The sequence below is a fragment of the Nonomuraea sp. NPDC003201 genome, assembly GCF_053590415.1.
The window spans coordinates 25,016-46,823 of the sequence record NZ_JBSFTC010000045.1 but is presented as its reverse complement, the minus strand read 5'-3'; the positions used below and the strand labels follow the sequence as shown (position 1 = coordinate 46,823).

Here is a 21,808-nt window from a genome sequence, read left to right as displayed (position 1 = left end):
CGGCAAAACGGTCGGGTTGCTTTCCCGATCAGCCGACGGTGAGAGCGGTACGCGCCACGCCGCCGTTCTCGCAGCGCACCGTCACCCCGAACCGGCCCGCCTTGACCGCCTTCAGGGCCGACGACCAGGTGGCCGTGGGCGCGGTGGGGCGGTTCCGGACGGTGGCGAAGGCGTTCGAGGTCACGTCACGCACCGTCGATCCGCCGCAGACCGCCGTCACCCTCACCTGCCGGCCGACCTTGGCCGCGGCGGGGGCGACGCCGACGCCCGCGTTGACGGCCGGCACGTCCCCGGACGGCTGCGTGGGGGCGCCCGTGGGGGAGGCTGTGGCCGTGGGGGTGGGCTTGGGGGTCGCGGTGGGGGTGCCGGTGGGCGTGGGGGCCGGGGCGGGGTTGGCCTGCCCGAAGACCACGTCCGAGCAGGAGTAGAACGCCTCGGGGCTGTCGCTGCGCTGCCAGATCGCGTAGATCAGGTGCCGTCCCTGCCGGGCGGGCAGCTTGGCGTTCATCGTGTAGAAGCCGTCCGTCACCACCGGGTTCTGCACGGTCTGGAACGGCTTGGCCTCCAGGTCCGACCACTTCAGCGGCCTGGCCGGGTCGTAGCCGTCCTTGGTGATGTAGAGCTCGAACGATCCCTTGTGCGGCGCGGTTGCCCGATACCTGAACGTGTGGGACGCGCCGCTCGCCAGGGTCGTCGCGGGCCAGTCCGCCCGCGCCTGGTCGAACCCGCGGTATTTGTCCCGCCCCGCGCTGCACAGCTTCCCGTCCGGGATGATCTGGCGGTGCCGGCCCGCCGCGTCGGCGATGTTGACCTCGTTCCAGTCGTAGAGCGGCTGGGTGCCGCCGATGGCCACGGCCTGCTTGCAGGCGGCCGACTTCGGGTTCTCCGGGCCCTCGCTGTAGCAGACCATGGTGCGGCTGGGCGGGTTGCTCATGGTGCCGTGCGCGGAGGCCGTGCCGGGGGCGACGGCGAGCACGAGCAGCGTGGGGGCGGCCAGGGTGGTGGCGACGAGCGCCTTGCGGGTGATCTGCATGTAGATCACCTTGATGCACCCGAAAGAGCGAAACTTCGGGCTTAAGTGTCCTTTAGGGCTGGCTTAGCTGCTATTTCAGTACGCAGCCACACCTGCACCTGGGCCCCGCCCATCGACGACCGGTCCAGCCGCAGCCGGCCCCCCGTCGACTCGGCGAGCCGGCGCGCGATGTCCAGCCCGAGCCCGGTGGACCCGCTGCCGCTGCTGCCCCGCTCCATCGCCGAGTCCGGGTCCGCGATGCCGGGCCCCGCGTCGGCGATCAGGATGCCGACGGTGTCCTGGCCCTCGTGCAGGGTGACGCCGAACGCCGTGCCCTCCGCCGTGTGCCTGAACACGTTCCCGAGCAGCGCGTCCACCACCGCCGTCAGCTCACCGGCCGGTACGGGCACCCGTACCGGAAGCGTGGCCCCGACCAGCTCCCACGGGCGCCGCTGGTCCTCCGCCAGCGCCGACCAGAACGTCAGCCGCTCGCGCAGCACCTCGGCCGCGTCGCACGACCTGGCCGCCCGCGACGGCCGCCGGGCCGCCGCGATGATCGTGTCCACCTCGCCTTCCAGCCTGGCCAGCGCCTGCCTGCCGGGCTCCGCCCGCGGGCCGAGCTGGTCCAGGCTGAGCTTGAGCGCGGTGAGCGGGGTGCGGAGCCGATGGGAGAGGTCGGCGGCCAGCTCCCGCTCGGCGGCCACGAGCTGGGTGACGCGGTTCGCCATGGCGTTGAACGCGGTCGCCGCCGCCTTGAGCTCGGGCGGCCCGTCGGGGTAGACGCGTTCGCTCAGGTCACCGGCTCCCAGCGCGGTCGCGGCGGTGCCGAGCCGGCGCGCCGAGCGTACGACCCGCGCCCCGAGCCGGTCGCCGACCAGCACCGAGCCGAGCACCAGCGCCACGGCCACCCCGGTCAGCACCGCCCATGACGTGAAGACGCCCCGGTTGAGGTCGGCGGCCGGGACGAACACCTCGATCACCGCGCCCCGGTCCTCGTCCAGCGCGACCGGGCGCAGCAGCACGTATCCGCCGTCCAGTTCGACGGTGCTCGCCCTGGTCTCGCGGGCGGCCCTGGCCACCTCGGCGGCGGGCGCGCGGGAGGTACCCTGCGTCGCGCCGCCCTTGACGTGGACGGCCAGCAGGCCGCGCCGCCCTGCCTCGGTGCGGGCCATGGCGTGCCCGAGGTCGTCGCTCCTGGTCGTCAGCGCCAGCACCGGGACCAGCGCGGACGCCTGCCGCTCGGCGCCGGCCAGCGCCCTGGTCTGCGCGGTCTCCTTGACGATCAGCGCGAGCGGCACGAGGAAGGCCAGCGCGACCATCGAGGTGACCGCGACCATCAGCACCGCCAGGGTGCGCCTCATCGGCATGCTCTCATCGGGCCGCTCTCACCGGGCGCCTTCACCGGGCGCTCTCATCGGGCGCTCTCATCGGGGTGCCGACAACATCACGCCGACGCCCCGGACGGTGTGCAGGTAGCGCGGCTGGGAGGCGCTCTCGCCGAGCTTGCGCCGCAACCACGACAGGTGCACGTCGATCGTCTGGTCGTCGCCGTACGACTGCCGCCAGACCTCGGCCAGCAGCTCCTGGCGGGTGACGACGCGGTCGGCCCGGGCGGCGAGGTAGGCGAGCAGGTCGAACTCGCGCCTGGTCAGGGAGAGTGGACCGCCGTCGAGCGCGGCCTCGCGCCGGCCCACGTCCACCTCCAGGCCGCCCACGCGGAACAGCTGGGGCGCGGGCGCGGACCTGGCCCTGCGCAGCACGGCGTCCAGCCGGGCGCTGAGATGGTCACCGGAGAACGGTTTGACCAGGTAGTCGTCCGCGCCCGCCCGTAACAGCCGGACGATCTCGGCCTCCTCGTCGCGGGCCGTGGCCACGATGACCGGCACGTCGGAGACGCCGCGGACCATGCGCAGTGCCTCGGACCCGTCCAGGTCGGGCAGGCCGAGGTCGAGGACGACGGCGTCCGGCGGGCGCTGCGAGATCTCCCTGAGCGCGTCGAGCGCGCACCCGGCGCTGCGGACGGCATGCCCGCGCCGGCCGAGCTCGTGGATGATCGCTGATCTGACGAATTCATCGTCTTCCACTACGAGAACCGTCGCCATGCGCCCAACCGTACCGACGAAACCGTACATAATTCGTCTCATGCGTCGAGCCCTTCGATACGCGGCGATCTGGTGCGGGGCGACCGCGGTGGCCGTGTCGGTCTCGTGGTTCGGCGTACGGGGTGTGCTGCGGGACGAGTTCGTGGACGACGTGGACGTGGAGCCGTTCGTCGCCCAGACGATCGCGGCCGACGAAGCCCCGCTGACCCTCACCAGCCCCAGCCCCACCCCCAGCCCGAGCCGTGCGCCGAGAAAGCCGGTCGAGAGCCCGGTGAAGAGCCCGACGAAGAGTCCCGCGCCGAGGAAGCCGCTGAAGGTGGTGAAGGTGAAGGGCGGCGAGGTGGCGTTCACGCTCGGCCCGGAGGGCTGCCGCCTGGTGTCGGCCACCCCGGTCAGCGGCTACACCGCCAAGGTCGCCCGCGCCACCGGCTGGATCAGGGTGGACCTGGTCAAGGGCGAGCACGGCACGGGCGTGTTCTGCATCAGCCACGAGCAGCGCACCGACACCTGGGAGTACTGACGGGCGGCGGCCGCCGGGCTACGGCGGGCGTGGTATCCGCACCGCCTCCCTGGGGACGATTCGCCGGCCCACCCCGGGTGCGAGGGTGATCACATGGACGCACTTCGCAGGGCCCTGGGCTGGCTGTCGCTGCTGTACGCGCTGATCTTCCTCTCGTTCGGGCTGCTGCACGCCGGGATCGCGTTCGGCCCGGTACGCGAGCCCGTGATCGTGCCGGCCGCGATCGTGGAGACGTTGTGCGCCGGGGCCACGTTCGCCGGCGCGTACGGCGTGCTGGCCAAGCGCCGTTGGGCCTGGGACGGGCTCATCTACGGCCACGCGGCCGCGCTCGGCGGGGTGCTGATGGGGATCCTGGCGCTCGCGCTCGGGGCGGGCCCGGCGAGCACGCTGCTGAGCTGGTATCACAGCGTGATCGCGGTCCTGCTCGCCACCGGGCTGGCGGGCTCCTTCTACATGTCCAGAGTGCGCGGGGCCACGGGCAGCGGGGCTACGGCTCCAGGGTCCGCAGATAGTCGGCGGCCTCGTCGACCTGGTCCTCGGTGAACACGCGGATGCCGTGCTGCTCCAGCAGCGCCGTCGTGACGCCCTGGCCGGGGCCGCGCCGGCCGCTGAACGTACCGTCGTAGATCGACAGCGCGCCGCACGACGGGCTGCCCTCCTTCAGCACCGCCAGCCGGATGCCGTACGAGCGCGCCACGGCCAGCGCCGACCGCGCGCCCGCCAGGAACTCGGCCGTCACGTCGGACCCGTCGCTCGCCAGCACGCGGGCGGCCCCGGACAGGACGGCCGCCCCGCCCGCGCCATCCTCGATCTCGGCGGCGGGACGCGGGATCGGCAGCCCGCCCGACACCTCCGGGCAGTGCGGCACCAGCCGCCCCTCCTCGCGCCACGCGGCGAGCCGGGCGTCCGAGCTGGTCTTGGCGCGACCGTCGTAGCGGACCCGGCGGCCCATCAGGCAGGCGCTGACGAGGATCCTCTCCATGCCTTCGATCCTATGAGCGCGATCGGCACCAGCGAGACGGCCGCCAGCGCGATCGCGACGCCGAACGCGTACGTGAAGGGCCGCTCCACGCCCGTCCTGGTGAACACCTGCAACAGCACGGCCAGCACCGCCACCCCGAATGGGGAGGCGAGCCGCACCGCGATCGTGCTCAGCGTGGTCGCGGCCGGGATGGCGACCGGCTCCAGCGTCTTGAACGCGGCCGCCATCACCGACGTCGACACCAGCCCGTGCCCGAGCCCCAGGACGAACATCGGCACGAGACCCCCGAACGCCGCGAATCCCGCGATGCCCGCCACCGCCACGACCACGCCCGCCGCGCCGACGCCGCGCGGCCCCTTGCTGTCGGTCAGCCTGCCCGCGACCGGCATCGTGATCGCCGCGCCGATCCCCATCGGGGCCAGCAGCAGGCCCGCCTCCAGCGCGCTCCCGCCCTGCGCGAGCTGGCTGTAGAGGGGCACGAGCACCGTGAAGCCGAACATGGCGGCCGAGTAGCACACGAGCGCGCCCACCGCGGCGGCGAACTGCCTGTTCCCGAACAACCGCAGATCCAGCAGCGTGCCCGTCGTCCGCAGCGCCCGCACGGCGAACGCGGCGACCAGCGCCACGCCGATCCACAGCGCGGGGTGGAACGGGGAGGCCCCGTCGCCGATCTCGGACAGCCCGTAGACCAGCGCGGCCAGGCCGGGCGAGAGCACCGCGAGGCCCGGCACGTCGAGCCGCTGCGGGGTCGCGCCCGGCTCGCGGGGGAGCAGCAGGAACGCCGCCAGCAGCGCCACCGCGCAGAACGGCACGTTGATCAGGAACAGCCACCGCCAGCCGAGACCCTCCACGATCACCCCGCCCAGCGGCGGCCCGAGCACCGGCACCAGCATGGCCGGGAGCGAGATCATGGCCATCGCGCGGCCCATCCGCTCCTGGCCGGCCGCCCTGGCCAGCATCATCTGGCCGACCGGCAGGAGCAGGCCCCCGCCCAGCCCCTGCACCGCGCGGAAGGCGACCAGGCTCCCGACCGACCACGCGGCGGCGGTGAGCGCGGAACCCGCGACGAACAGCGCGAGCGAGACCAGCCAGACGTTCCTGGCGCCGAACCTGCCCACGGCCCAGCCGGTGACCGGGACCGTCATCGACAGGGCCAGCAGGTAGCCGGTGACCGCCCACTGCATGGTGGCGAGCGTGGTGTGGAAGTCGCGGGCCAGGGTGCCGAGCGCGACGTTGACGATCGTGGTGTCGAGCATCGTCATGACGACGCCCAGGAGGACGACCAGGCCCGTTGTCCAGAGTGAACTTCGTACGCTGTATCGCATGTCGTACACCGTAGCACTTTCGTACAGTGTCTAGGATCTGGGCGTGAGTTCGATCTGGTCCCGCCCCACGCCGCCCCGCCGCCCGGTCCTGACCCGGGAGGCGATCGTGGCCGCCGCCATCGCCGTCGCCGACGCCGAAGGGCTGGCCGCGGTCTCGATCCGGCGGGTGGCCGCCGAGCTGGAGGCGCGGGCGATGACGCTGTACTCGTACATCGAGCGCAAGGAGGACCTGCTCGCGCTGATGCTCGACGAGGTCAGCGCCGAGGTGCTCGTAGAGGAGCCGCTGCCGTCCTCCTGGCGCGAGGCGCTGCTGCTGATGGCGCGGCGGGAGCGCGAGCTGGTGCTGCGGCATCCGTGGCGGGTGGAGCTGATCTCGCAGCGGGTGGCCGTGGGGCCCAACGCGCTGCGGCACGTGGAGCAGAAGCTGGCCGCCTTCGACGGGCTCGGGCTCGACCGGCTGACCCGGTGGCGGTTCCTGGCGGTGTTCAACGACTACATGACCGGGTTCGTGGTGCGGGAGGCGCAGGAGCGCGGAGCGCCGCGGTCCCAGGGGATCAACGAGGCGGAGCGGACGGCCGTGGCGGAGCCGTACATCAAGGAGCTGGTCGAGAGCGGGGAGTTCCCGCGGCTCGCGCCGATGATCGAGCAAGGGGTACGCGGGGCGGACGACAACTTCGAACGCGGCCTCAACTGGGTCCTCGACGGCATCGAACGCGCCATCCCGCAGCGGTAGCGCCGCCCTCGCTTCCGGCCGCCGCGAAATGGGGACCGGGACACCCTGGGGATAGCCTTGGCCCCGATGAACACCGTCATCTCCACGATCGTCATCGTCGTCTCGCTGCTGCTCATGCTGGCGAGCCTGATCGTCGCCGTCCGCAACCGGCCGATGGGCATGGTGCTGCTGGTCGGGTTCGCCGTGCTCGAGGTGGCCGTGCTGGTGCAGGCGGGCTTCGTGATCGCGGCGGTGGCCGGAGGGCAGGGGCCCGCCGAGAAGGTCACGCTCTTCGGCTACGTCGGAGGCCAGGTGGTGATCCCGCCCGCAGGCGTGTTCCTGGCGCTGGCGGAGCGGAGCAGGTGGGGGTCGGCGATCCTGGTCGTGGCGGGGTTCGCGATCGCGGTCATGACGGGGCGGATGCTGCAGATCTGGGCGGGGGGCGCGTGACCGCCTCCATCAGCACCGGGCCCGGACGTGCCCTGATCGCGGTCTACGGGCTGTTCTCGCTGGCCGCCGGGGCTCGCGCGGCGGTGCAGATCGTCTCCAAGTTCGACCAGGCGCCGCTGGCGTACTCGCTGTCGGCCTTCGCGGCCGCCGTGTACATCGCCCTCACCGTCGCGCTCTGGCGCGGGGCACGGCTCCTGGCGCTGGTGGGGCTGGGGATCGAGCTGGTCGGAGTGCTGGTCATCGGCACGCTCAGCCTCCTCGACGCGGCCGCCTTCCCCCACGCGACCGTGTGGTCGGCGTACGGGAAGGGGTACGGGTTCATCCCGCTCGTGCTCCCGGTGGTGGGCCTCTACTGGGTGCTCCGCCACAAGCGCTGACTTCCCCGGTCGTCCCCGTGCGCCGTCCGTTGGGTCGTCGTGCTGCCCGCAACCCACACAGCCAGGAATAAATGCATATTTCGGCCCTGTTAAGATGGCGATTCGTCCTATGACTTGATGAGTGGAGGACCGCCCCCGACATGAGCGTGCTGACCCAAGAGGCGCGAGGCCGTACCACCGGACCCCTCGCCTGGCTCCTCGTCCTGGGGATCGTCCTCGCCGCACTCAACCTCCGCACCGCCGTCACCAGCGTCGGTCCCCTCCTCGACCAGTTGACCGGCGCGCTGGGCATGTCGAGCGTCGGCACCGGCCTGCTCACCACCCTCCCCGTCCTCGCCTTCGCCAGCGTGGGTGCGATCACGCCCACCCTGGCCCGCCGCGTCGGCGAGCACCGCCTGCTCCTGCTGGCCCTCGTCACGCTGGGCGTCGGCATGCTGGTCAGGTCGCTCGTCGGCTCCGCCCCCGTGTTCCTGCTGAGCAGCGCCGTGGCGCTCTCCGGTGGCGCGGTCGGCAACGTGCTCATCCCCACGCTGATCAAGCGCCACTTCCCGGCCCGCACCGGGATCATGACCACCGTCTACACCACGGCCCTGGCGGTCGGCACCATGCTGGCCGCCGCCGCGACCGTGCCGATCGAGCGCGCGTCGGGCGACTGGCACATCGCGCTCGGCGTGTGGGCGGCCCTGGCCGCCGTCGCCGCCATTCCGTGGCTCGCGCTCCTGCGCAGTGAGCCGGAGCGGGACGCGGGCAGCCGGGACGCGGGTCTCCGCCGCCTGCTCGGCAGCAAGCTGGCGTGGATGATCGCGATCTACTTCGGCACCCAGTCGATGATCGCGTACATGATGTTCGGCTGGCTCGCCACCATGCTCACCGACAGCGGCTTCAGCACGTCGGAGGCCGGGGTGATCCTCGGCGTGTTCACCGCGCTGAACATCCCGGTCTCGATCGTCGTCCCCATGGTCGCCTCCCGCTTCCGCGACCAGCGTCCCGCCGTGGTCGGGCTCGTCGCGTTCTACGCGGCCGGGTTCCTGGGGCTGTGGGCCGGGCCGACCGACCTGGCGCTGCTCTGGGTCACGCTCGTGGCGGTGGGCATGGGGTCGTTCCCGCTGGCGCTGATGATGCTGGCCCTGCGCACCCGTACGGCGGAGGCCACGGCCGCGCTGTCGGCGTTCGGGCAGAGCGCGGGATATCTCATCGCCGGCGCCGGTCCGCTGCTGGTCGGCGTGCTGCGCGACGTGACCGGCGGGTGGACGCTGCCGTACATGCTGATCTTCGTGGTGCTCGTCGTGCAGCTGTTCACCGGCCTGTACGCGGGCCGCAACCGCTACCTGGAGGACGAGCAGGCGGTCCCTGCGAGAATGACCGGATGAAGTCCACCATCGTCACCTTTCCCGACGGCCGGACCAGCGGCCGTTCCGAAATCGTCGGGACCGTGCCGGTGGGGGACCGGCACGGTCTCGTCGTCGCCGAGACGCCGTTCCACCCCCTTGACCACACCTGGCCCGACCAGCCCGCAGACCGGGGCACGATCGGAGGCCTGCCGGTCATCGACTGCGTGACAGGGGCCCAGTCGAGCACCGGCGAGGTCTTCGTCGGCGACGCCATCCCGGTACGGCGCGGCACGGAGGGCTGGGAATGGCTGGTCGTCCACGTCACCGAGACGCCGCTGCCCGTCGGGGCGGAGGCCGAGCTCGAGGTGGACGCCGGATTCCGGGCGGCGCTCTCGGCGGGTCACACCGCCTGTCACCTGGCCGCGCTCGCCGTGAACGCGGCCCTGGCCGGCCACTGGCGCAAGGAAGTCACCTCCGACCCGCTCGGGCACCCCGACTTCGACCAGACGGCGATCGCCTCGTCGCGGATCGAGCCGTACGGCAGCGTGGACGTCTACCGTCTGGGCAAGTCGTTGCGCAAGAAGGGGTTCTCCGCCGAGGGCCTGGACTTCGGGAAGGTCGCCCAGCACGCGAACGAGCAGCTCGCCGCGTGGGTGGCCGCCGACGCGCCGGTCCGCCTGGACATTCCGGGGCGGGGGCTGACCGCCCGCCGCACGTGGCACTGCTCGCTGCCGGAGGGCGAGGCGTCCATCCCGTGCGGCGGCACCCACGTGGGGAGCACGGCCGAGCTGGGACGGGTCGAGGTCGCGTTCTCGCTGGAAGAGGCCGCCCTGACCATGCGCACCACCTGCGGCGCCCCGAGCTAGCCGGCCGCCGCGCTGCCCGTCCTCGTCGTCCTGGCCGAGCGGCTCTGATCGTTGTGTCAGCAAGTGTTGACAAGCGGGTGCTTGTCAGCACATGCTGACACCATGGAAGTCACCGAGCTGGCCGCGGCGGCCGCCGATCACGATCCCGGAGTGGGGCTGGCGGCCGTGGCCGCGCTCAGAGCCCTGCTGGAGGAGCTGGAGGCGACGCACGTGTCGAACGCCCGCGCCCAGGGCTGGTCGTGGGAGCAGATCGCGGACGCGCTGGGGGTTCGGCGGCAGTCGGCTCATCGCAAGCATGCTCGCAGGACGGGGAGGTAGCCGCGTGTTCGCCAGGTTCACCGAGGGGGCCCGCAGGGCCGTGGTCAAGGCCGGGATACTCGCGCTCGACGCGGGCCGGCCCGCGCTCGACGCCGAGGTGCTGCTGCTGGGGGTGGCCGAGGTCCGGCCGTTCTCGCTGGCGGCGTTCACCGCCTCCGAAGCCGACGTGCGGGCGCGGGTGGACGTGGGCGACGCGCGGTCGCTGCTGGCCACGTTGGGGATCGACCTCGACGCCGTGCACCGCCGCACCAGGGCGGGCCTGGACGCGCCCGGGCTGTGGAGCCTGCGGCGGTCCCGGGTGCGCCCGCTGCGGGTGACCCTGTACGGGCCGCTGGGGGAGATCCCGCTGGCCATGCACTCCAGGAAGGCGATCGAGGTCGCCATGTGGCGTCCCGGGCCGGTCACGGGTGAGGACCTGCTGTGGGGACTGCTCGCCGACCACGCGAACGGCGCCGCCGCGATCCTCCGGGGCGCCGGGGTGGACCTGGCCGCGCTGATCCGCGAGGCCCGCGTCCCCACCCGGCGCACGGCCTGATCACACCGGCGTCAGACGGGCTCCAGGTGCGCGATCTTCTCGGGATTCGCGATGAGGTAGATCGTGTCGATCTTGCCGTCCGAGATCAGCAGCGAGGCGACCGTGATCACCCGTCCACCCGCGGAGATGACCATCGCGGGGGCGTGGTTCATGGTCGCCAGCCCGATGGACAGGTCGGAGATCCCCGCCATGCCGATCGAGGCCATGAAGGCCGCGATGTTGGCGGGGGTGTTGATCGACAGCAGCCAGCGGCTGACGTTGTCGGCGCCGGTGATGACCCGCAGCGCGGCCCGGGCCTTGCCGCCGCCGTCGCTGACCATCGTGACCTCACTCGCGAACAGCTCGATCAGCCCGTCGAGGTCGCCCTCGGCGGAGGCGCTGATGAACCGCTCGGTGATCCGCCGCCGCTCCTGCCTGTCCACGTCGAACCGGGGCCGCCTCTCCCGCACGTGGTCCCGCGCCCGCCGCGCGAGCTGCCTGGTCGCCGGCTCGGCCCGCCCGATGATCTCCGCGATCTCGGAGAACGGCAGGTCGAACGCCTCCCGCAGCACGAACACGGCCCGTTCGAGCGGCGACAGCGTCTCCAGCACCAGGAGCAGCGCCAGCTCGACAGACTCGGCCAGCTCGGCGTGCTCGGCGACGTCGGGCGCCGTGCTGATCGGCTCGGGCAGCCACGGCCCCACGTACGACTCCCGCCGCGACTTCGCCCACCGCAGCCGATCGATGGCCAGCCGCGAGGTCACCCTCACCAGGTACGCCTTGGGCTCGTCAACGGTCGTCTCGTCCACCCCCGACCAGCGCAACCACGCCTCCTGCACGACGTCCTCGGTGTCGGCGGCACTGCCCAGGATCCGGTACGCGACCCCGGTCAGCAGGCTTCGGTGGTCTTCAAAGGTCGGCATGAAACCATAGACGTATCACAGGGCTCTCGGTGTGACACAGGGGCTCCCGATCTCCGATACACTTGGTGATCGCAAGGGGCTATGGCGCAGTTGGTAGCGCGCCTCCATGGCATGGAGGAGGTCTGGGGTTCGAATCCCCATAGCTCCACTCTGGGCCGTTCTTGAAACGGCTGGACTGAGGTTGACGGGATCCCGTCTGATCATCGCGATCAGGCGGGATCTTGTCGTTTCAGGGGTTTCCGAATTGGGTTCGTCCTGCTTCGGGGACTGCGGAGTCGGCGTCTGGCAAGGCCCGGGTGGTGTCAGGCTGCTGGTGGGGGAGCGAGATCCGGCCATTGGGCATGGCGAGGCCGACGGTGAGCGGGGCGCTGCGACAGGGTGGCGGGTTGTGCGGCTTATGGGGCGGGTGGTGGCCTGCTCTGGCCTGCGGGTGGTGTGCCGTCGAAGGGCCGGGCTGGAGTCTGCGGCGTGTCGGCGACTGTGACGGGCTCGTCTTGGGGCTGGTGGGTGTGAGTCTCCGCAGGCGGTGAAGGGCTCACGTTCGAGTGGTCGATGTGCAGGTCCATGAGGTCCGGGTTGTACCTTGCCAGGAGGTAGTACGGTCGGGCCGCAGCGACCAGGACGTCCCGGGAGCCTATCCCCCGGTCCAGTGCGTGTAGTTCCAGGGCTCCGGGTTCGGCGCCCCATCGTTCGCTGATATGGGTCAGAATGCGGTCCGCCGACAAGGTATGGATGTCGAAGATGGACTGAGTCTGCTGTGCGTGCTCGTTCACCGACTTCGCGGCGTTGACGAGCTTCGCCGCTGTCGAGACAATTGGCCGCCGGCGCAGCGCGTCCAGCGCCAGGCCGTCCGCGGGAGCCCCAGGCGTCAGCTGGAAGCTGCGCACCAGGAAGGTGCCGAGCTGGTCCTTCAGCGGGCGTGAGGTTCGCTCTGACGGGGTCAGCCACAGGTCGAGGAAGCTCAGCTCTTCGAGGTTGTCAGATCGGGGATCCGGGATGACGTTGCGATGCCGTGCGTGCTCCAGCGCTCTGTCGAGGGTCGCCTCCGTGTGCTGGGTCCGGCAGTTGGAGGCACATTCCTGGACCAGATGGTTGAAGACCAGGTCCCGGTAGAAGTCTGGGTAGTCCCGGGCGAAGAGCTGACACATCCGCAGGACGCTCATCTCGGCGGTCCGGCCGTCCTCGGTGTCGACGCTGCGTGCTCCCAGCTGCCAGCGGTGCACGTAGATGGTGGGTGCCATGGTGAAGTTGGGCGAGGGGTGCGTGGTGCCGTTCGCGCGGCTTTCGTGGGGCATGCGTAATCTGTGGACCAGTTGCAGTGCGTCGTCGCGTTTGAGGTTGACGGCCCGGGTCGCGCACAGATGCCGTAGCGCTTCGACCTTTGCGGCTGGTACGGCCGCCTCGCGGGCGAGCTGGATGAGTTCCGGGTAGGAGCGCAGGCGGTACGGCCGCCGGGCCAGCACGGCGACGAGGTGAGCGGCGGTGGGCTCGTCGAGGATCCCTTCCTGTGTGCACAGGCTCAGGGTCGCGCGTATGTTGACGAGGGCTTCGGAGAGCGGCCGGTAGCGTTCCTCCGCTGGACCGTGCAGGAGGGCCACCTCGTCGTCGGCCGTCAGCCGGCCTTCCAGGTAGTCGCGGTAGATGCGTCCCACGCCGTGCATGCCGAAGGTGTCGAGTTCGGCTGCGCGCAGAGCGCCCATGCTGGCAGCGCCGAGGACTGTCACGCCGGTCTGGATGAGGGAGAGGATCTCTTTGTGCCGGACGGCGCGGGTCTGGCGGAAGTAGCCGTCGATGATGCCGACGACGTCTCCCTGCTGGGGCGCGAGTTTCAGCAGGTCTCCTGCCGCTACCGGTGGGAGGACGGTGATGTCGTCCGCCGCGAGCAGGTCGGCGGCCTCCGGCAGGCTGGGGCCGACGAAGAGGTACCGGGTCATCACATGAACGCCGGTTCGCAGAGAAGCCCGGGGCAGACCACTCGTACGACGGGGATGCCGAGGTCGGGCCTGGTATGGTCCGCGACCAGCGGAGATCGCCCGGTCAGGGCGAGGACGCGGGTGACCGTGGTGCGCAGGTCGTCCGCGAGGGTTTCGTTGCGGACGGAGGCGATCTCGTCGTAGCTGAGCCGGTCGGCTTTCGAGAGCGGTGCGGGACGCGCGGACCCGCTCGAGACGGCGCGCCGGTAGGCCCCCGTGGTGAGGTCGTCCCGGGCTCCGGCGATCTGGGTGGCGCGCGACTGCGCGGCTTCGGTCAGGGCGCGGCACAAGGCGACGTCACGGTCAAGGTGGGCACCCGCGCCGGCGAAGAGCACCGGGAACTCTTCGCTCCAGATGGTGGCCAGGAAGCAGGCGAGCCCGGTGGGCGACGGGAGTACTTCGACCCGGACCTCGACCGCGGCCGCGTCCATGAGGCCCAGCAGCTCCTGGGCTGGACCGTCCACGGTGGCCAGGTCCAGGGCCGGTGATGGGTTCCTCTTGGCGCGGGTCAGACAGTCGCGTTCGATGACCTCGTAGATGCCGTGGAGTGCCGCTTCGGCGAAGGTGTTACCGCTGGCGAGTCCATTGCTGTTCTGGGCGAACAGGGGTGGTGCCCAGGTGTCGCGCACACGGCCGTCAAGGCGCAGCAGGTCGGTCGGCAGGAAGGTGTCCGTTCCATCGTCCAGGCGGCTTGCCCTGGTCCATTCAAGCTCCAGGCCCGGCCGGAGGTGGTGGCGGGGTTCCAGGGGCAGTTCGTGGACGCGGTAGCCGCACGCGCGTTCCATGTCGGCAACGGTCGCGGTCGTCTCGCCGGGATCTAGGCGCTCGGCGTGCCAAGATTCGATCGATTCCATGGCAGCCGAGACCTGGGCGAGGTCGTGAGTGAGGCCTTTGCCCTGGCTCACCGACACCGTCCGGGAATTCGGGCGGACGGCCTGGTGGACCGGTATGCCGATCTCGTCGAGCCAAGTGACGTCGGCGACCCGGGTGATACCGACGATCGGGAAGAGTGGCTGGATCCGGCGCAGCGTGTCTGTGGGGGTCAGGACGCGGTGGGTGCCGGACACGCAGGCTTTGCGGATCTCGTCGAGGGCGGGAACGGGGTGTGCGAGCACTCCGTCCCCGCCCGACAGGTTGTCCGCCATGCCGCTGTCGGTGTGGTCAACAGTGGTGAGACGGCTCAATCTGAACCGTCACGCGCCGTGGACGTCGGCGGGCTCGAGGTCGTCGTTGTCCTTCAGCTTGACGCTCCAGACGGTGTCCTTGCTCGTCATCTGGAGCAAGTTGGTCAGCTCGCCACGGAGTTGGGTTGCGGTGGGCATGTTGAGATTCATCCGCCAACCTTTCTGTCGTCGGCCGGTAGCGCACCGGCGATCCCACGCTGAGCGTAGCCAAGCCTGATCTTCCTGAGAAGATCTTTCCCGTCGGAATCCGGGCGCGGGCTTCGACGTTCACTGCGCCGGCGTCGCGGCGACGAGGACCACCTGCCTGTCCTGACCGTGTTCGAAGAGGCGCACCTGGAGCCCACAGCGGGTGAGCTGGTCGGCCACCGCCGCGCTGTCGTGGTAGAGGTAGCGCCAGACGAGCACTGTGTCGCCCGGCTCGAACGACACTCTCCTCTGGTCATCTCCGACGTCGAAGGTCACGGTGACCGGCTCGATGAACCGTGCCCGGACGAAGACTTCGCTGCGAACGCGGTCGAACCCTGTTTCCGTGACGTACCAGGAGCGGTCGATGGCGAGCAGGTCCAGTCCCACCAACTGCTGGGGCTTGTACGGGCCGCCGACGCTGACCTGATCCATGAACGGGGGCCTGTCGACGCCGGTGTCGATGCGCAGCGTCAGCAACAGCACGTCGTGGTCGCTCATGGCATGACATACGTGGCGCAGGACCTGGGCCGGCTCGGCGAAGTTGTACGGCGTCCCGCCGGCCAGGACGACGAAGCGGACCGGATCGGCACCATCGTGGCCGAGCATGGGCTTGGCGGTGAGGACGCGGGCGAGATCGGGGCCGGTGAAGTCGCCGCGGCACAGCTCGAAGCGCTCCACATGAGCGGGGAAGCCAGCTCGGAGGTTCTCCCTGGCCAGCTCAAGGATCTCTGCGCTGATGTCGATCGCGCGATAGCCGGTCAGGCGGGACCTGTCCAGCAGGTGGCGGATCAGTCCGCGCACGGGACGCGTCGTTCCCGGCCCCAGATCGACGATCTGCACCGGCGATGATGACGGCGCAAGGGCGAGGAGCTGCTCGGCGTGGCAAGTCAGGAGCGTGTCGAAGTCGCTCAGCATCGGTGCGAGTTCGGGGTTGGACGGCACTTCGCTTTCGCGCCACATCTCGCTCCCGTCGCCGAGGTAGGTCAGTTCGTACGGAAACTCGGCACGGTCGTTGAGCGAATCGACGATGGCACCCACCTGTGTCGTCGAGTAGGCGCGATAGAAGTTCTCGTGCGGCGACACCGCATGCTGCTGTACACCCATCACGTCGGACAGTACATCGCCGGCCACATACGTCCGTCTACTCCTCCACAGCCCCGGCTCCAGACGGGTCACCGCCGTCAACGCTGACGGTGACGGATCCTGCGGATCAGGAACGCCGAATCAGCTGTTCTTTATCCGCCGAATCGTCGTGCTGAGCGGAGGTTCGATCATTTCGCGGTGCAGGCCATGGCACCAGCGCCGGCGTCCGGCGGAGCGTGCCCGTCTCCTGATCTCCGAGCTGCACGATGCCTTGAAACAGGAGGGGCTCGGTCGCGCCGAGAGGTCAGATGTACTCGTGAACAGCCCACTCTCATCAGACCGCCTCCGACCTGCCGAAACGGCTCAAGGTCGGGGGCGGCTCCGCGTCTGGGGACGCACGCCGGATGCCCGGTCAGAGCCGGGTCTTGTCGTCCATCAGCGCGATCTTCTTCAGGACGTCTTCTGACGGGACGCCCTTGGCTCCGCTGAGGTCGGCCCCGCGCAGGTCGATCTTCCCCTGGCCGCTGGGCCATTTCGCGCCGGTGAGGTCGGCCCCACGGAAGTGGGTGCCCGTGAAGTCGACGCCGCCCAGGTCGACGCCCGTGAGGTCGGCACCGTCCAGGTCCGCGTACCGGACCTTCGCGTCGATGAGGCTCGCGCCGGGAAGCCGTGCCCCGCTGAGGTCGATGTTCGTCAGGTCGGACCCGGCGAAGCTCGCCCCGGTGAGGTTCGCCCCGGACAGCGACACCCGGATCCAGGTCGAGGAGCCGATGTCCGCGTAGGCGAGGTTCGCGTGATCGAGGAAACTGCGAACCCATCTGATGGAGCCGTCCGCCTTCTCTATGTATTCGCGGTGGCCGAAGTCGGTGTCGGTGAGGTCCGCGCCGGACAGGTCGGCGTTGACCAGCGTCAGGGCCGTGGCGCGGATGCCCGACAGGTTCACCCAGTGCTGCGCGGCCCACGGCGGCCCTGTCGGCGGCGACGTGCCGGCGGGCTTGTTCCTGGCGATCACCGCGAGCGCCGCCTGGATGTCCGCCGGGATGCGCGGCTCCTTCTCCTTGACCTTCTTCGGGGAGCGCTCGCGTACGTACGTGGCGAGCACGTCCACGACGGTCCGCTGATCGCGCGGCGAGTCGCGAGAGATCCTCTCCAGGGCGTAGATCGCCCCGACTCTCCCCTCCAGCGTGTCCGAGCCGATCTGCTCGATGGCCCGCGTGTAACGCTCGGTGATCTGGCCTTCCTGCGTGGTGTCGAGCGAGCGGGCGGTGTAGAACAGCCCCGCCGCCGTGAACAGCAGCCCCAACAGCACCCCCGACGTGGAGAGTAACTGCATTCTGTGCTGCGTGGCGAGCGCCCTGATCTCGATGCGCTCCTTCACGGGCAGCGCCTCGAACTCCGCGCGGGACACCCCCTTGATCGACGGATGTCGGCTGTCGGAGAAGGTCCGCTCAAGACCTTCGATCAACCAGTCCGCGAGCGTGCGCATGCGCTGCATGAAGCAAGTAAAGCCGACAAGGGCCTGCGTGGGGATGGTCCGCCGCACGCGTGGCCGGACGCCCGCGGCGGCAGGTCGCCTGCCTGGCCGATCCGCGGGCGTCCGGCTGTGCGACCTATTCGTGGCCCGTGGGTGTGGCTAGGCGCCGCACATCTGGCAGGAGCAGCGAAGGCAACTCGTGTGGCCGTCGTCGTACCGGTAGATGCACATGCAGGAGTCGCAGCACCCGATCCACGTCGCGGGCAGGGCGTGGGCCTCCTTCCTGGGGACCAGCAGTCCCAGCATCGCGTCACTGACCTTGCCGAACAATCTGTTCATGGTGTACCTCCAGGTACGACGCGGATGTGTTCGGATTCGACCGTAGGGGTGCTGCCGATAGGGCTGATACACGAATGTGTATGCGTGCCCCGCGGGAAATGTCCGCTCAATGTCCGGTGGCTGACCTTGTTGCGGGCCTTTTCGTTTCCGAGGATTCGAGGTGATGACCCCTGGTTCAATGGAATTCACGGTGCTGGGCGGGCTGGCGATACGGGCGAATGGGCGGTTGCTCAGGCCGGGAGCCCCCAAACAACGCACACTCACGTCCCTTCTGCTGGTGCGGGCCAACTCGCTTGCCCCGCTTCACGAGATCACCGAGGAATTGTGGGGATCGGCTCCCCCCAAATCCGCCACCGCCAATCTCCGCACTTATGCGGCGCGGCTTCGAGCCGCGTTTCCGCCGGGGGAGCGAGATCGCCTGGTCGTCCGCCCGCTCGGCTATCAACTGCGGGTCGAGGCGGCCGAACTCGACCTGAAGGCGTTCGAGGAAAAGGCGGCGTCCGGTCGCGCGGCGCTCGAAAAGGGACGCGCCGAGGAAGCCCTGCGGCAATGCGAAACGGCGCTCGCCATGTGGCGCGGGCGGCTGCTGGAGGACGTCCCCCACGGGCCGGTCATCGCCGCCCGTGAGGTCGCGATCGACGAGCAGCGCCGAGCGGTCCAGGAGGACCGCTGCGAAGCACTGCTGCTGCTCGGCCGGCCGGCCCCCGCCATCTGGCCTCTCCGTTCGCTCGTCACGGAGCTGCCGCTGCGGGAGCGGGCGTGGGCGCTGCTGATGCGCGCTCTGTACGCCGACCACGACGTCGCCGGGGCGCTCGACGCGTACGAGCAGGCCCGCACCGCCATCACCGGGTCCCTGGGCATCGATCCGGGCGAGGAGCTGCGGCGCCTCCACCAGGCGATCCTGCGCCGGGACCTGCGCCCGCCCCGCGCGGTCGCCTCGGTCTCCCCGCCGTGCCGGCTACCGCGGAAGCCGGTCATCGTCGGGCGCGAGCCGGAACTCTCCTTTCTCACCCAGCGGCTCGGCGCCGCCGGCGGTGTGGTGGTGGTGCACGGCCCAGCGGGAGCCGGCAAGTCCTCGTTGGCCCTGCACGCCGCCCATCTGGTCGCGGATCGCTATCCGGACGGCCAGCTGTACGTGGACCTGCGACCGCGCCGCCGGCCCGTGAGCGACGCCGATGCCGCCCTCGCGCGACACCGGTCGCTCCTGGCGGAAGGCCGCATGCTCGTGGTGCTGGACAACGCGCCCGAGGTCGCGCACGTCCGCCCGTTCCTCACGGCCGCCCGGCTCTGCACGTTCCTCGTCACGAGCTGTCCGATGCTCACGACGCTGGACGGCGCGCTGCACCTTCGGCTGGACAGGCTGGGACGGCAGGAAGCGATGGCGTTCCTCGCGCACCATGTCGGTCAGGAAAGGCTGCGGGAAGATCCCGGCGCCGCCGCCGAGGTGGTACGGCTGTGCGGCCGGCTGCCGCTCGCCCTGCGCATCGTCGCCGCCCGGCTGGTCGCGCATCCCGGCTGGTCCGTCCGCGAGCTGCTGGAGCGGATGGCCGACGACCGGCACCGGCTCGACGAGCTCCAGGCCGGTGACCTGTCGATGCGGGCCAGCATGTACGCGCAGGTCGAGCACCTCAGGGCAAGTGAGCACCCGATGGATCGGCTGGCCATCGAGGTGTTCCGGCAGCTCGGCTCGCTTCCCGCCGCGGAGATCAGCACGGGGGAAGCTGCCCGGAGGCTCCATGCGCCTGTCAGGAGCATCAGCCGGGCGCTCGATCGGCTGGTCGAGATGGAGCTGCTCGACTTCCACGCGCGTGACCGCTACCGGCTGACGGAGTTGCCCCGGCTCCTGGCCCGGGACATCGCCACGGTGTCCCGGGGCGCCCTGAGGCTCATGCCCGGCGTATGACCGTCGTCCCGAGCAGGCTCTCGCCGTCGAAGAAGCCCACCGTCCGGGAATCCAGGCTCCAGTCGGAGTTGTCGCCCAGCACGATGAACTTCCCGGCGGGGATGGGCGTGCCCGCGGGCCGGCTGACGGCGGTCGCCACATCGGCGGGGATGGGGTCACCGGCGACCCCCGCCACCCGTTTGATCAGCAACAGCGGGATCGAACCCGTCGGGGCCCACCGCACCACGACGATGTCGCCCCGGCGCAGGCGGTCGACCCCGCCGCGTACCACCAGCACGCGTTCACCGCCGCTGTAGGTGGGCGCCATGCTCGTGCCGGTGATGGTCACGGCGACGAACCGGCGCCTGACGTACGCGAGGCCGAGCGCCACGGCGCCGCCGACGACGGCGAGAATCCAGCCGTTCACGACGGCACGCTCTGCTCGTCGGGCCGGTATCCCCGCGCCTGCCTGGTGAACAGCCGCGCGTAGGTGCCGCCCAGCGTGAGGAGCTCCTCATGGGTTCCGTACTCGGTCACCTGCCCGTCCTCCAGCACGGCTATGGCGCTCGCGTCCGTCATGGCACCGAGCCGGTGGGACACGAGCACGCTCGTACGGCCCGCGCGATATCGCCGCAGCCGCTGGTGGATCTCGTGTTCGGCGTCGGCGTCGAGCCCCGAGCTGGGTTCGTCGAGGATCATCAGGTCGCAGTGGTCGCGGAGCATCGCACGGGCGAGCGCGACGCGCTGCCACTGCCCGCCGGACAAATAGACCCCCGTGCTCGCGTCGGTCTTGTCGGCCTCGCTGAAGAACAGCCGCGAGAGCAGGGTCTCGTAGCCGTCGGGCAGACCGGCGAGGAGGGAATGGGCGCCCGCCTCGCGTGCGGCGGCCTCGATGCGGGGCCGGTCTTGGAGCGCGCGGACGTCACCCAGGCCGACATTCTCCGCGGCCGTCAGGTCATAGGCCATGAAGTCCTGGAACACCGCGCTGATCCTGCTCCGCAACGTCTCCGGCGGCACCTCGCGGATGTCCACGCCGTCCCAGAGGATGACGCCCCGGTCGGGGTCGTAGAACCGGCACAACAGCTTGACGATCGTGCTCTTGCCCGCGCCGTTCACGCCGACCAGACCGAGTACGGAGCCGTACGGAATGAACAGGTTGACGCCCCGCAGCGCCCAGGGATGCTCCGGCGAGTACCGGAACCAGACGTCGCGGAGCTCGATCCCCTGCCGCAGCCCCGCCAGCGGACGCCGGCGCGACGGCGCGGGGAGGTCGGGCCCGGCGTTCACGACGGCCCGGTAATGGTCGAACATCAGGAGCTGGAAATGAGCCCCCGCGACCTCGGTGACCAGGCGTCCGAGCGCGAGCCCCACGCCCGCCACCGCGGCCGCGAACATCGTGACGTCGCCCACGGACAGCTGCCCCGAGCCGGCGGCCCGGACGGCCCAGACGAGGCCCGCGCCGGACACCGTCGCGCTGACCAGGCCGAGGCCGCCCTGCGTGAGCATTTCGCGGCTGCCGGTGCGCCGCTCGGCCGCGTTCGCGGAAAGCCTGTCGGCGCGCATCAGGCCGCGCAGGTGACCGCCGATGCCGAACAGCCGCACCTCCTTGGCGGCGTCCACGCTTCCCAGCAGGTCCCCGAAGAAGATCTCCCGCCTCTGCAGCGGCCCGATGTGCCAGAACATCCGGGCCCGCCGCCGGGACAGCAGGAATTCGGCGATCGTCATCGGAATCGCTCCCATGAGCACCGCCACGACCATCAGGGGACTGATGACGATGAGCGAGCCCAGAAAGCCGGCGACGCTGATCGCCGCCTGGACGAGGGAGAGCACCGCGGCGACGACCCGCCCCGGGGCGACCCCGCCGGACTGTTTGGCCATGCGCAGCCGGTCCAGGAAGGCGGGATCCTCGAAGCGCCCGAGCCCGGCGAAGGAGTTGACCACCGCGTACAGGCGATCATCTGCCAGCAGCGCCACGGAGCGGCCCAGCTCCTCGGTGACATATTGGGCGGCGCGCGGCAGGACGGTGACGACGGCTCCCGCTGCCGCCAATCCGGCGCCGAGACCGGTGAGCGTCGTCGCGTCGGCGTGGCCGGTGGCGATCTGGTCCAGGATCAGCTTGGTCAGCCACGAGACGGCGACGGGAACGGCGCCGCTCACGACGGTGAGGCCCACGTACACCAGCAAGGTCGCCGGCCCGGCCCGCCAGGCCAGGCCGAGGGCATGGCCGACGCCACCCAGACGAGGCAGCCGCACCG

The 21,808-nt window shown here is 70.7% G+C and carries 24 protein-coding genes and 1 tRNA gene; 11 read left to right on the top strand and 14 right to left on the bottom strand.

Annotated elements, in window-relative coordinates; genetic code table 11:
• Nucleotides 1-28: 28 nt before the first annotated feature.
• From ACWDX9_RS19115 to ACWDX9_RS19105, 3 genes are all read right to left on the bottom strand, one after another.
• Complete coding sequence (locus ACWDX9_RS19115; protein WP_449955463.1) at nucleotides 29-1,033, bottom strand: lytic polysaccharide monooxygenase auxiliary activity family 9 protein; 1,005 nt, start codon at nucleotides 1,031-1,033, stop codon at nucleotides 29-31.
• 41 nt (nucleotides 1,034-1,074) lie between these two features.
• Nucleotides 1,075-2,373, bottom strand: coding sequence for a sensor histidine kinase (locus tag ACWDX9_RS19110; protein WP_449955461.1), 1,299 nt, complete (start codon nucleotides 2,371-2,373; stop codon nucleotides 1,075-1,077).
• Between the two features lie 63 nt (nucleotides 2,374-2,436).
• Complete coding sequence (locus ACWDX9_RS19105; protein ID WP_363966498.1) at nucleotides 2,437-3,114, bottom strand: response regulator transcription factor; 678 nt, start codon at nucleotides 3,112-3,114, stop codon at nucleotides 2,437-2,439.
• 40 nt (nucleotides 3,115-3,154) lie between these two features.
• On the opposite strand from ACWDX9_RS19105, the gene ACWDX9_RS19100 reads away from it, so the two are divergent.
• Both ACWDX9_RS19100 and ACWDX9_RS19095 read left to right on the top strand, forming a co-directional pair.
• Nucleotides 3,155-3,634, top strand: coding sequence for a hypothetical protein (locus ACWDX9_RS19100; RefSeq protein WP_449955458.1), 480 nt, complete (start codon nucleotides 3,155-3,157; stop codon nucleotides 3,632-3,634).
• A 93-nt stretch (nucleotides 3,635-3,727) separates the two neighbouring features.
• A complete protein-coding gene (locus tag ACWDX9_RS19095) occupies nucleotides 3,728-4,177 on the top strand; it encodes a hypothetical protein (RefSeq protein ID WP_449955455.1) in 450 nt (149 codons plus the stop codon).
• Here ACWDX9_RS19095 and ACWDX9_RS19090 read toward each other — a convergent pair.
• On the bottom strand, nucleotides 4,122-4,616 hold the full coding sequence (locus ACWDX9_RS19090; RefSeq protein ID WP_449955452.1) for a DUF523 domain-containing protein: 495 nt from the start codon (nucleotides 4,614-4,616) through the stop codon (nucleotides 4,122-4,124). The genes ACWDX9_RS19095 and ACWDX9_RS19090 overlap by 56 nt on opposite strands.
• Entirely contained in the window at nucleotides 4,586-5,941 is a 1,356-nt protein-coding gene (locus ACWDX9_RS19085; protein WP_449955449.1) for a DHA2 family efflux MFS transporter permease subunit, read from the bottom strand. Before ACWDX9_RS19085 ends, ACWDX9_RS19090 begins: the two co-directional genes overlap by 31 nt.
• A 43-nt stretch (nucleotides 5,942-5,984) precedes the next feature.
• Here ACWDX9_RS19085 and ACWDX9_RS19080 point away from each other — a divergent pair, with 43 nt between their 5' ends.
• The 7 genes from ACWDX9_RS19080 to ACWDX9_RS19050 all read left to right on the top strand — a co-directional run bounded on the left by ACWDX9_RS19080 (nucleotide 5,985) and on the right by ACWDX9_RS19050 (nucleotide 10,530).
• A complete protein-coding gene (locus ACWDX9_RS19080) occupies nucleotides 5,985-6,674 on the top strand; it encodes a TetR/AcrR family transcriptional regulator (RefSeq protein WP_449955446.1) in 690 nt (229 codons plus the stop codon).
• A 66-nt stretch (nucleotides 6,675-6,740) separates the two neighbouring features.
• Entirely contained in the window at nucleotides 6,741-7,103 is a 363-nt protein-coding gene (locus tag ACWDX9_RS19075) for a hypothetical protein (RefSeq protein WP_350740632.1), read from the top strand.
• On the top strand, nucleotides 7,100-7,480 hold the full coding sequence (locus ACWDX9_RS19070; protein WP_449955444.1) for a hypothetical protein: 381 nt from the start codon (nucleotides 7,100-7,102) through the stop codon (nucleotides 7,478-7,480). The genes ACWDX9_RS19075 and ACWDX9_RS19070 overlap by 4 nt, the downstream gene beginning before the upstream one ends.
• Nucleotides 7,481-7,620: 140 nt before the next feature.
• Nucleotides 7,621-8,850, top strand: coding sequence for a CynX/NimT family MFS transporter (locus ACWDX9_RS19065; RefSeq protein WP_449955441.1), 1,230 nt, complete (start codon nucleotides 7,621-7,623; stop codon nucleotides 8,848-8,850).
• On the top strand, nucleotides 8,847-9,677 hold the full coding sequence (locus ACWDX9_RS19060; RefSeq protein ID WP_449955439.1) for a metal-dependent hydrolase: 831 nt from the start codon (nucleotides 8,847-8,849) through the stop codon (nucleotides 9,675-9,677). The genes ACWDX9_RS19065 and ACWDX9_RS19060 overlap by 4 nt, the downstream gene beginning before the upstream one ends.
• Nucleotides 9,678-9,779: 102 nt before the next feature.
• Entirely contained in the window at nucleotides 9,780-9,995 is a 216-nt protein-coding gene (locus tag ACWDX9_RS19055) for an RNA polymerase subunit sigma-70 (RefSeq protein ID WP_449955436.1), read from the top strand.
• A 4-nt stretch (nucleotides 9,996-9,999) separates the two neighbouring features.
• Nucleotides 10,000-10,530 carry a Clp protease N-terminal domain-containing protein gene (locus ACWDX9_RS19050; RefSeq protein WP_449955433.1) on the top strand — a complete coding sequence of 177 codons (531 nt, stop codon included), beginning with the start codon at nucleotides 10,000-10,002 and terminating at the stop codon, nucleotides 10,528-10,530.
• Nucleotides 10,531-10,541: 11 nt separating this feature from the next.
• Here ACWDX9_RS19050 and sigJ read toward each other — a convergent pair whose 3' ends face one another.
• On the bottom strand, nucleotides 10,542-11,432 hold the full coding sequence (gene sigJ, locus ACWDX9_RS19045; RefSeq protein WP_449955431.1) for an RNA polymerase sigma factor SigJ: 891 nt from the start codon (nucleotides 11,430-11,432) through the stop codon (nucleotides 10,542-10,544).
• Nucleotides 11,433-11,507: 75 nt separating this feature from the next.
• Here sigJ and ACWDX9_RS19040 point away from each other — a divergent pair.
• Nucleotides 11,508-11,580, top strand: a tRNA-Ala gene (locus ACWDX9_RS19040).
• A 247-nt stretch (nucleotides 11,581-11,827) separates the two neighbouring features.
• Here the strand turns inward: ACWDX9_RS19040 and ACWDX9_RS19035 are convergent.
• From ACWDX9_RS19035 to ACWDX9_RS19010, 6 genes are all read right to left on the bottom strand, one after another.
• The gene (locus tag ACWDX9_RS19035) at nucleotides 11,828-13,366 is read right to left on the bottom strand and encodes a TfuA-like protein (protein WP_449955428.1); all 1,539 of its coding nucleotides are present in this window, start codon (nucleotides 13,364-13,366) and stop codon (nucleotides 11,828-11,830) included.
• Nucleotides 13,366-14,550, bottom strand: a complete 1,185-nt coding sequence (locus ACWDX9_RS19030) for a YcaO-like family protein (protein WP_449955425.1) — start codon at nucleotides 14,548-14,550, stop codon at nucleotides 13,366-13,368. Before ACWDX9_RS19030 ends, ACWDX9_RS19035 begins: the two co-directional genes overlap by 1 nt.
• 48 nt (nucleotides 14,551-14,598) lie before the next feature.
• Nucleotides 14,599-14,739, bottom strand: a complete 141-nt coding sequence (locus tag ACWDX9_RS19025) for a hypothetical protein (protein WP_431916418.1) — start codon at nucleotides 14,737-14,739, stop codon at nucleotides 14,599-14,601.
• Nucleotides 14,740-14,856: 117 nt separating this feature from the next.
• A complete protein-coding gene (locus ACWDX9_RS19020) occupies nucleotides 14,857-15,906 on the bottom strand; it encodes an L-histidine N(alpha)-methyltransferase (protein WP_449955421.1) in 1,050 nt (349 codons plus the stop codon).
• A 364-nt stretch (nucleotides 15,907-16,270) separates the two neighbouring features.
• Nucleotides 16,271-17,344: a pentapeptide repeat-containing protein gene (locus ACWDX9_RS19015; RefSeq protein WP_449955417.1), complete on the bottom strand. Its 1,074-nt coding sequence runs from the start codon at nucleotides 17,342-17,344 to the stop codon at nucleotides 16,271-16,273.
• 147 nt (nucleotides 17,345-17,491) lie between these two features.
• On the bottom strand, nucleotides 17,492-17,671 hold the full coding sequence (locus ACWDX9_RS19010; protein ID WP_350740609.1) for a hypothetical protein: 180 nt from the start codon (nucleotides 17,669-17,671) through the stop codon (nucleotides 17,492-17,494).
• A 178-nt stretch (nucleotides 17,672-17,849) separates the two neighbouring features.
• Between ACWDX9_RS19010 and ACWDX9_RS19005 the strand changes: the two genes are divergently transcribed.
• The gene (locus ACWDX9_RS19005) at nucleotides 17,850-19,574 is read left to right on the top strand and encodes a BTAD domain-containing putative transcriptional regulator (protein WP_449955414.1); all 1,725 of its coding nucleotides are present in this window, start codon (nucleotides 17,850-17,852) and stop codon (nucleotides 19,572-19,574) included.
• On the opposite strand, the gene ACWDX9_RS19000 is transcribed toward ACWDX9_RS19005, so the two are convergent.
• Entirely contained in the window at nucleotides 19,558-19,980 is a 423-nt protein-coding gene (locus ACWDX9_RS19000) for a S26 family signal peptidase (RefSeq protein ID WP_449955411.1), read from the bottom strand. The genes ACWDX9_RS19005 and ACWDX9_RS19000 overlap by 17 nt on opposite strands.
• Nucleotides 19,977-21,806, bottom strand: a complete 1,830-nt coding sequence (locus tag ACWDX9_RS18995) for an ABC transporter ATP-binding protein (RefSeq protein WP_449955408.1) — start codon at nucleotides 21,804-21,806, stop codon at nucleotides 19,977-19,979. The genes ACWDX9_RS19000 and ACWDX9_RS18995 overlap by 4 nt, the downstream gene beginning before the upstream one ends.
• Nucleotides 21,807-21,808: the final 2 nt, after the last annotated feature.